This window comes from uncultured Citricoccus sp., assembly GCF_937871995.1.
Taxonomy (GTDB): Bacteria; Actinomycetota; Actinomycetes; order Actinomycetales; family Micrococcaceae; genus Citricoccus.
In genome coordinates, this window is sequence record NZ_CALMQR010000144.1 from 1 (window position 1) to 6,217 (window position 6,217).

General features: G+C 67.6%; 8 protein-coding genes. All 8 read right to left on the reverse strand.

Going from position 1 to position 6,217, the window contains the following annotated elements; translation table 11 throughout:
- A partial coding sequence (locus tag Q0283_RS16630) for a hypothetical protein (RefSeq protein ID WP_298045699.1) occupies positions 1-256 on the reverse strand: 256 nt, incomplete at its 3' end.
- Between the two features lie 10 nt (positions 257-266).
- Positions 267-926, reverse strand: coding sequence for a hypothetical protein (locus Q0283_RS16635; protein ID WP_298045700.1), 660 nt, complete (start codon positions 924-926; stop codon positions 267-269).
- A 552-nt stretch (positions 927-1,478) separates the two neighbouring features.
- Positions 1,479-3,152, reverse strand: a complete 1,674-nt coding sequence (locus Q0283_RS16640) for a hypothetical protein (protein WP_298045701.1) — start codon at positions 3,150-3,152, stop codon at positions 1,479-1,481.
- Positions 3,149-3,298, reverse strand: a complete 150-nt coding sequence (locus Q0283_RS16645; protein ID WP_298045703.1) for a hypothetical protein — start codon at positions 3,296-3,298, stop codon at positions 3,149-3,151. The genes Q0283_RS16640 and Q0283_RS16645 overlap by 4 nt, the downstream gene beginning before the upstream one ends.
- Positions 3,295-3,930 (reverse strand): bifunctional DNA primase/polymerase, encoded by a 636-nt coding sequence (locus Q0283_RS16650; RefSeq protein ID WP_298045704.1) that lies wholly within the window; start codon positions 3,928-3,930, stop codon positions 3,295-3,297. The genes Q0283_RS16645 and Q0283_RS16650 overlap by 4 nt, the downstream gene beginning before the upstream one ends.
- A gap of 75 nt (positions 3,931-4,005) precedes the next feature.
- Positions 4,006-4,572, reverse strand: coding sequence for a hypothetical protein (locus tag Q0283_RS16655; RefSeq protein ID WP_298045706.1), 567 nt, complete (start codon positions 4,570-4,572; stop codon positions 4,006-4,008).
- Positions 4,569-5,720, reverse strand: a complete 1,152-nt coding sequence (locus Q0283_RS16660) for a hypothetical protein (protein ID WP_298045709.1) — start codon at positions 5,718-5,720, stop codon at positions 4,569-4,571. Before Q0283_RS16660 ends, Q0283_RS16655 begins: the two co-directional genes overlap by 4 nt.
- Positions 5,721-5,894: 174 nt before the next feature.
- The coding region (locus Q0283_RS16665) for a hypothetical protein (RefSeq protein WP_298045710.1) at positions 5,895-6,217 on the reverse strand (323 nt) is incomplete at its 5' end.

Consider the following 6,217-nt stretch of genomic DNA (forward strand, 5'->3'; position numbering starts at 1 on the left):
ATTCTTGGTCACGTACGCCACGGGCGTATCCCTGCTCCCACGCCACCGCCAGCAGGTCGGCCAGCGGCACCAGCACGTTGCGCCGCTGTTCGACGTGGCGTTTGCACACCGGCCACACCCCGGGCTCAACCAGGTCACTGCCGGGATGGTCGACCAGGGCGACAGCGACCCGGCCGCAGGGTTCCACCTCGTGGTTGCGGGTGACTTCTTCGCAGCAGGCGTGCGGGTAGACGAGGGCGTCGGTGAGGTTGCTCATGCGGCTCCTTTCAGTATGGACAATCGCCCAGCAGTTCGGGGGAATACCGAACGGCCGGATTTAGTGTTTCAGGGAAGACTCCCGGCAATAGGCGCCCACATTCATGCTCTGCGAAACGATGAAACTCACGAATGCCATATGGCAGGGCATCCCACGGATGAAATAGGCGGACGCCTTTCCCGTGCCAGGCGCAGCGAATGATCTCCCGGCCGGACGCCACGGCGAGCGCCTGGCCGTAGCCGCTCAGGTCGACCGGATCGACCACCCGAGTGAACGCGCCAATATCGGCGTCCGGGCCGGCCAGGGTCCAGGCCTTGCAGCGGCAACGCGTGGCGGTGGCGGCGCGCCAGCCATAGCCGTGGCCGAACGTCGCCTCCATGAGCGCCTTGGTCGGGCTGATGGCGGGGGCGTGGATGGTGGGGGCGGTAGGCAGCATCCCCGTGCCACAGCTGTGGGCGGGGAGGGTGTCGCAGGAGCCGGCCGGGGCGGTGGCGATGGCGTCGGCGTCACGGGGCGTCAGGTCGACGCCCGTCCCATCCGGGGTGGCTGTGGCGGTTGGTCGGCCGTCCAGCCAGGCGAGTGCTTCACCGATCGGGCTGAGTGGGGTGGCGTCCCATTGGTTAAGGGTGAGGGTCCGGCACTGGGGGCAGCGGGTGGGTTCGGTGATCATCGGTCACCAGCCGACCCGACAAGCGTTAGGCGAGAGCGAGAAGCGTCTTCCGTGATGTTCTCGTGATTTCGATCAAGCCGTCCTGATCGAGCAGGGCGAGCGCATCGTCCCAGTGGGGTCGGTCTCGCGAGGTAATCCGACGCCGGACCTCCGCACTGGCGAGCGGACCGTCCTGCAAGTGGTCGAGGATGAGTTGAGCAACACGCTCCACTGCGGGTCGCCCTTGCGGTTGCAGCCGTGTGGGCGGATGAGGGGTGTACTGCTCCAGAGAGACGGTCGCGGTGAGTTCGGCATGGCAGTTGGGGCACAGGGTTCTCATGGCCCAAAGTGTACACCCTGGCCACTGGCCAGTAAAGCCACCCCGATGTGGCCAAATGTGGCGTGTGGCCATCGGGGCGCGTCGCTGGATCCTCACGCGTACCCACGATTGCATATTTTTGTATTACAACCCTAGTCAGAGCGATTTGAGAGTTATCAACAGTCTGTGGATAACCGTCAGAGACGGAGGGGCATGTGGCCATCGCCACAAATGGCCACATGGTTGGCCACACGTCACTCACCGCTGCCACCGCCCTCAAGTAGCCGCACCAGTACGCTCTCGTGCGCCTCCCGGGTCGCCACCACGCCCGCATCCACGAGTCGGTGGATTGCATCCTCGACGAAACCGCGATCTCTCGACGTGGTCTTCCTGCGGAGGTCTCCCAACGTCATTTCACCGTTGGCGAGACGTCGAACAAGCGCCCGCCCGACCCGCTTGAGCGCCTTCTCCTCGCGCGCCTCCTCGGTGCGGTCAGCGATCCTCGCGTCCCGGTCGGCCCGGGCCTCGTCGGCCTGCCGCGCCTTCACCGTGAGCCGGGCCTGGATCTGCGTCCGGGTCCAATCGGACATGGCCATGACATGGCCGGACAGCTCCCAGTCCTCCAGGCTCATGTCAGTGCGCCCGTCAAGTACAGCCAGAGCCACCGCCACCTTCTCCCGGGAGAACAGCGCGTGACCGTCCAGCGCCTCACCTTCGCCCCGGCCGCGGGCGGCATGGGCGTCCCGGATCACTGCCACCACCTCATCCGGCACTTGAATGGTGCGGAACCCGGTAATGCTGAGGGCATGCATTCCGCCCCACATTCGGCCGGGAATAGGCCACGGCTGTGGCTCTGGGGGCGGATTGTTGGTGATTCCCGCATCGGTGGCCGGCAGCCAAATGAATCGCTGCGGGGTGCCTCCATCGGAATCATCCAGCAGGGGGCCAGCCTTGTCGGGCTGAATGCCGACCGTCATCCCGAGCCGGTAGGAATGCTCTTTGACTGGCATTCTGCGAGTCGGGTCGGCGTAGGAGAAGCCCAATTCCTCACCGGAGAAGGCGGATCGCAGCTGGGTAAGAAGGGTGGCCCCCTGCCGCCCGCCCAGCGCGGTCAGCGTGTCCACCTCGGGAACCGAAAACAGCACCGAGGTGTTGACCTGCTCCACGTCACCGGTCTTCTTGTCCCGCCGCACGTACAGGTGCGACAAGCCTTCGCCCGAGCCGACCGGGGCGCGCAGCACCGACTCGGGCAGGCTGACACAATCGGCGGCGGCGGCCTCACTGGCGCCCTTGCCGCCCCCGGAGGGAGCGACCAGGCCGCAGAACAGGTTCAGCGATCCGTGCCCGCCGATCAGGGCGGGCAGGACGACATGCGGCGGGACGGTGGCCAGTACGCGCAGCAGCACCACCCCGAGCACGGCCCAGGGTGAACACATGCGGGCGTAGGCGAACTGGCGGATATGACTGTGCACGGGTCGGGCATCCCAGAACGGGTGGCCGGCGGGGTCCTCGGTGGCTGGCAGCGGTGCCGCCACGCCGAGAATGTCGTCGAGGGTGGTTTCGGTGACCTTGCAGCCGTGGTCGAGTGCTTCGACAGCACGCGGGCCGGAGCGCCGCCCGCCGGTCACGCCTGAGCGCAGGGTGCGCCGGATCTCCAGTTCGGACAGCCCGGCCTGTCGCCCGGCCTGTTCGAGGTGGTCTCGGACGTCGGCCTCGGCCAGATGGCCGGCTTCGACCAGTTGGGCCAGGTTGAACGCGGCCCGGTTCAGGGTGTCGTTACGGGTGCCTTCGGGGGCATGGCGCACCAGTTCGGCTTCACGGGCCAGGGCGGCCAGGGCGTACGCCGAGGCGTCGCCGGGCGGCAGGAGCGGCCCGGTCGGCGCGGGTCGCTGCTGCGGGGCGTCCCACAGTTCTTCCCAGGTGGTCACGCGTCCCCGATCCGCAGCTGCTGCAGTGGCACGGTCCAGGTGGTGCGATCGTCCGCGATGACTTCGGCATATCCCCACCGGTGGTTGTAGCCCACCACCTCGGCGGCGTGCAGACGCCCGCGCCAGCACCAGAACCAGAGCTTCATGCGGCCACCGCCGGGTCCTGCTCGGTGCGCAGCACGGGCGGCACTGCCCAGCGGTAGGCGCCCTGGTAGGTGTCGGTCACGATCTGCGACGGTGGGGCCAGCACGTAGCCGCCCGCCCCCCGGTAGTCGACCCCGGGCAGCATGCCGGCGCGGTTGCCCCGACCCGACACCGGCACCCACAGGTGCCAGCCGCCCGGCCGCGGCGTCTTCACCCGGCCCAGCACGGCCGGCTGGGTGGCGAGGCCCTGCCATTGTGCCCAGGCTTCCGTGCCGTCCAGGTCGATCACATCCATGCGTGCGCCAGTAGCCAGGCCGATGTTGGCGCGGGGTTCACGCTCCCACCACGACTGGATCTGTGCCGGGTCAGTGGTGGCGGCCTTGACCCCGGTGCGGGTCATGGGCGCCTTGTCCAGTGGCTTGCCGTCCCGCCCCTTCGTCCCGCCCGGCCAGCACGGAAACACCGGGACGCCCTGGGAGGCGTACCACAGGGCGGCTCCGGGCAGGCTGCCCTGTGGCCGCTGCAGCGCCTGCAGTTCATCGATGAGCGGTTCATAGTGGGACCAGACCAACTCCCAGTCGCCGGCGTCCATGGCGGCCCGGCAGGCGATCTCGGCTTGCTCCAGTGTGATCACGGGGGTGTCCTTTCGGCGCTGATCGATCACTCCCGCCCAGCCCCCGCGAAAACAGGGCTGGGCGAGGGTCATCGGTCAGAACGGGGCCTGCGCGGTGTCGAATCCGCCACCGAACGACTGCGCGGGCGGCTGCTGCTGGAACTGCTGGGCAGGAGCCGGGGCGGCTGCCTGTTGGGGCTGGAACTGCTGCATATCCGGCCCCGGGCCGAACGACTGCGCGGGTTGGGCGGCCGGCCGGGCCACGCGGGCCTTCGCCGCGCCACGGGCCACCTTCACCTCGAACAGCTTGACCGTGCCCTTGTCGACCTTCTCGAATCCGATCAGATCGATGCGCACCACGTCGCCGGGTTCGAGGTTGGCGTACTTGACGGCCCGTTTCAGGTTGGCCAGGCCGCAGTTGAGCACCACGATCTCGCCGGTGTCATAGTCGGTGCGCTCCCCCGCCTTGTTGAATGAAGCCGCCGGGGCCATCAGGTCGATGGTGAGTTTCGGGCAGGCGTTGTCGTTGAAGTCGGTGCCGCCTTCGGGTTCGTAGTCGAGGACGGCGCCGGCGACGAACTGGCCCTGATGGTTTCCCCAGCCCACATAGCTACCTGCCGGGACGTTGACGGTTTCAAAGTTGAGGCTGTTGAGATCGGTCATGATGCTTCCTTCCTGATGGTCTCGCCGAGGTGGGCGAGCTGGTGTTTGGCTTGCTCGGTGTGGGTGTCGTCCCAGGCGCCCTTCTCTGCCGACGCCTGCCACAGCGCCAGCAGCGCCTCGCGGGTGCGGCAGTGCCGGATGGCCTGGGTAATGGCTTCGCGGGTGGGCGCTCGCAGCGGCTTGGCCGGCGCCACGGGGGGCGGGCCGTCCGCCGTGGCTGGGGAGAATGGCCCGGCGAGGTCTTTGCGTTTGCGCCAGTCGCGGACGAAAGCGGCATGGCGACAGGCTTCCCAGCCCGCCTGCAGGTCAACGGTGCGCAGTTCCACGTCGAGGGAGAACGGGCTGAGTGCGACCACCACGCCAATGTCCTGGTTGAGCCCGTCGACGCCTGACCGCGCTCCGGTTTCGTGGTTGTACAGCAGCGACCTGCTGTAGCAGGCCAGCTGCATGGCCACGGTGGCCATGCCGAACTTGAGGGTGGACGCGCCCGATTTGAGGTCGACGATGGTCGGCCCCAGCCCGGGAATGATGGCGATCCGGTCGGGCGTGCCGGCCACCGCGAACTCGTCGCACACCATCAGCTGTTCGATGTGCAGCCACTGCCAGCCGCGGGTGATGTCGGCGTACGCTTGCAGCGCCTTGTCGTAGCCAGGCGGCAACTGCCCGGGGTCGCCGCCTTCGTCGAGTTTCTGGGTGATGGCGTGCCAGGCCGTGCCGATGTTGGCTTTGGCTTTGACCGCGGCCGCGTCCAATGCCTGCTGGATCAGTTCGTCGGCGCCGCGTTTGGCGTCCCGTTCGGCTTGGCAGTCGCCGTACTTGTTGAGCGGGCTGCCGCAGGCGCACGCCTGCTCCCCGTCTGTGTTGACGGTTGCCCCGTGCGGCTGGACCAGTACGGGCACGTGCGGGGTGAGCCCGAACAGGAGATCGGCCTGCCGGGCGGCCAGGCCGACCCCGACCATGCGCTTGGCCCACTTCTCCAGTTGCGCCCGATCCTCCAGCGTGGAAACGAACGTGGTAACCCGCTGGTACGGCTTGGGGGCGCCGCCGCCGGGTGGGGTGACGTAGGGACGTGACCAGCGATCCCGGCGCACGTCCGAGAGTGGTGGGGTCCATGCGGTCATGCCGCTGTTAGAGTTGGCGTCAGCCATGGTTTTCTCCTGAGTCCAACAAAAGGAGTGGAGCCGTGGTCAGGCCCTCGATCGCGTTACCAGCGCGTTCGGGGGCCGCCTTAATTGCGGCTCGGTTGTTCAGTTCTGCAAACAGGATACCAGACGAATCACACGCCTGTAGTTTCGCGTCACGCGTAGTCACGCCAGGATTCATTACTCAACTCCCTCGGTTTCGAGATGCTCCCTTGACCCGGTGAGTAGGGCGACAAAGTCGGCCAGGGTCATATGCACCCACTGGTCAGCCGCCTGACCTTTGCCGTGCCGCTTGGACACCACAACTCCAGCCACGGCGTCATCGTTGCCGCGGGCCGTTTCGGCCTCGGCAGCCCAACCAGCCAGGTCGAGCCGGGCCGTGTTTTTCACTTCGACCACGACCCGCTCGCCCATGTGGCGCAGTCCGGACACGTCACCGCGGTCCTTACTGCCCGACAGGCGCCGGCGTTCGATCCGGTCGTCGACGTGCTCGGCCAGGTAGG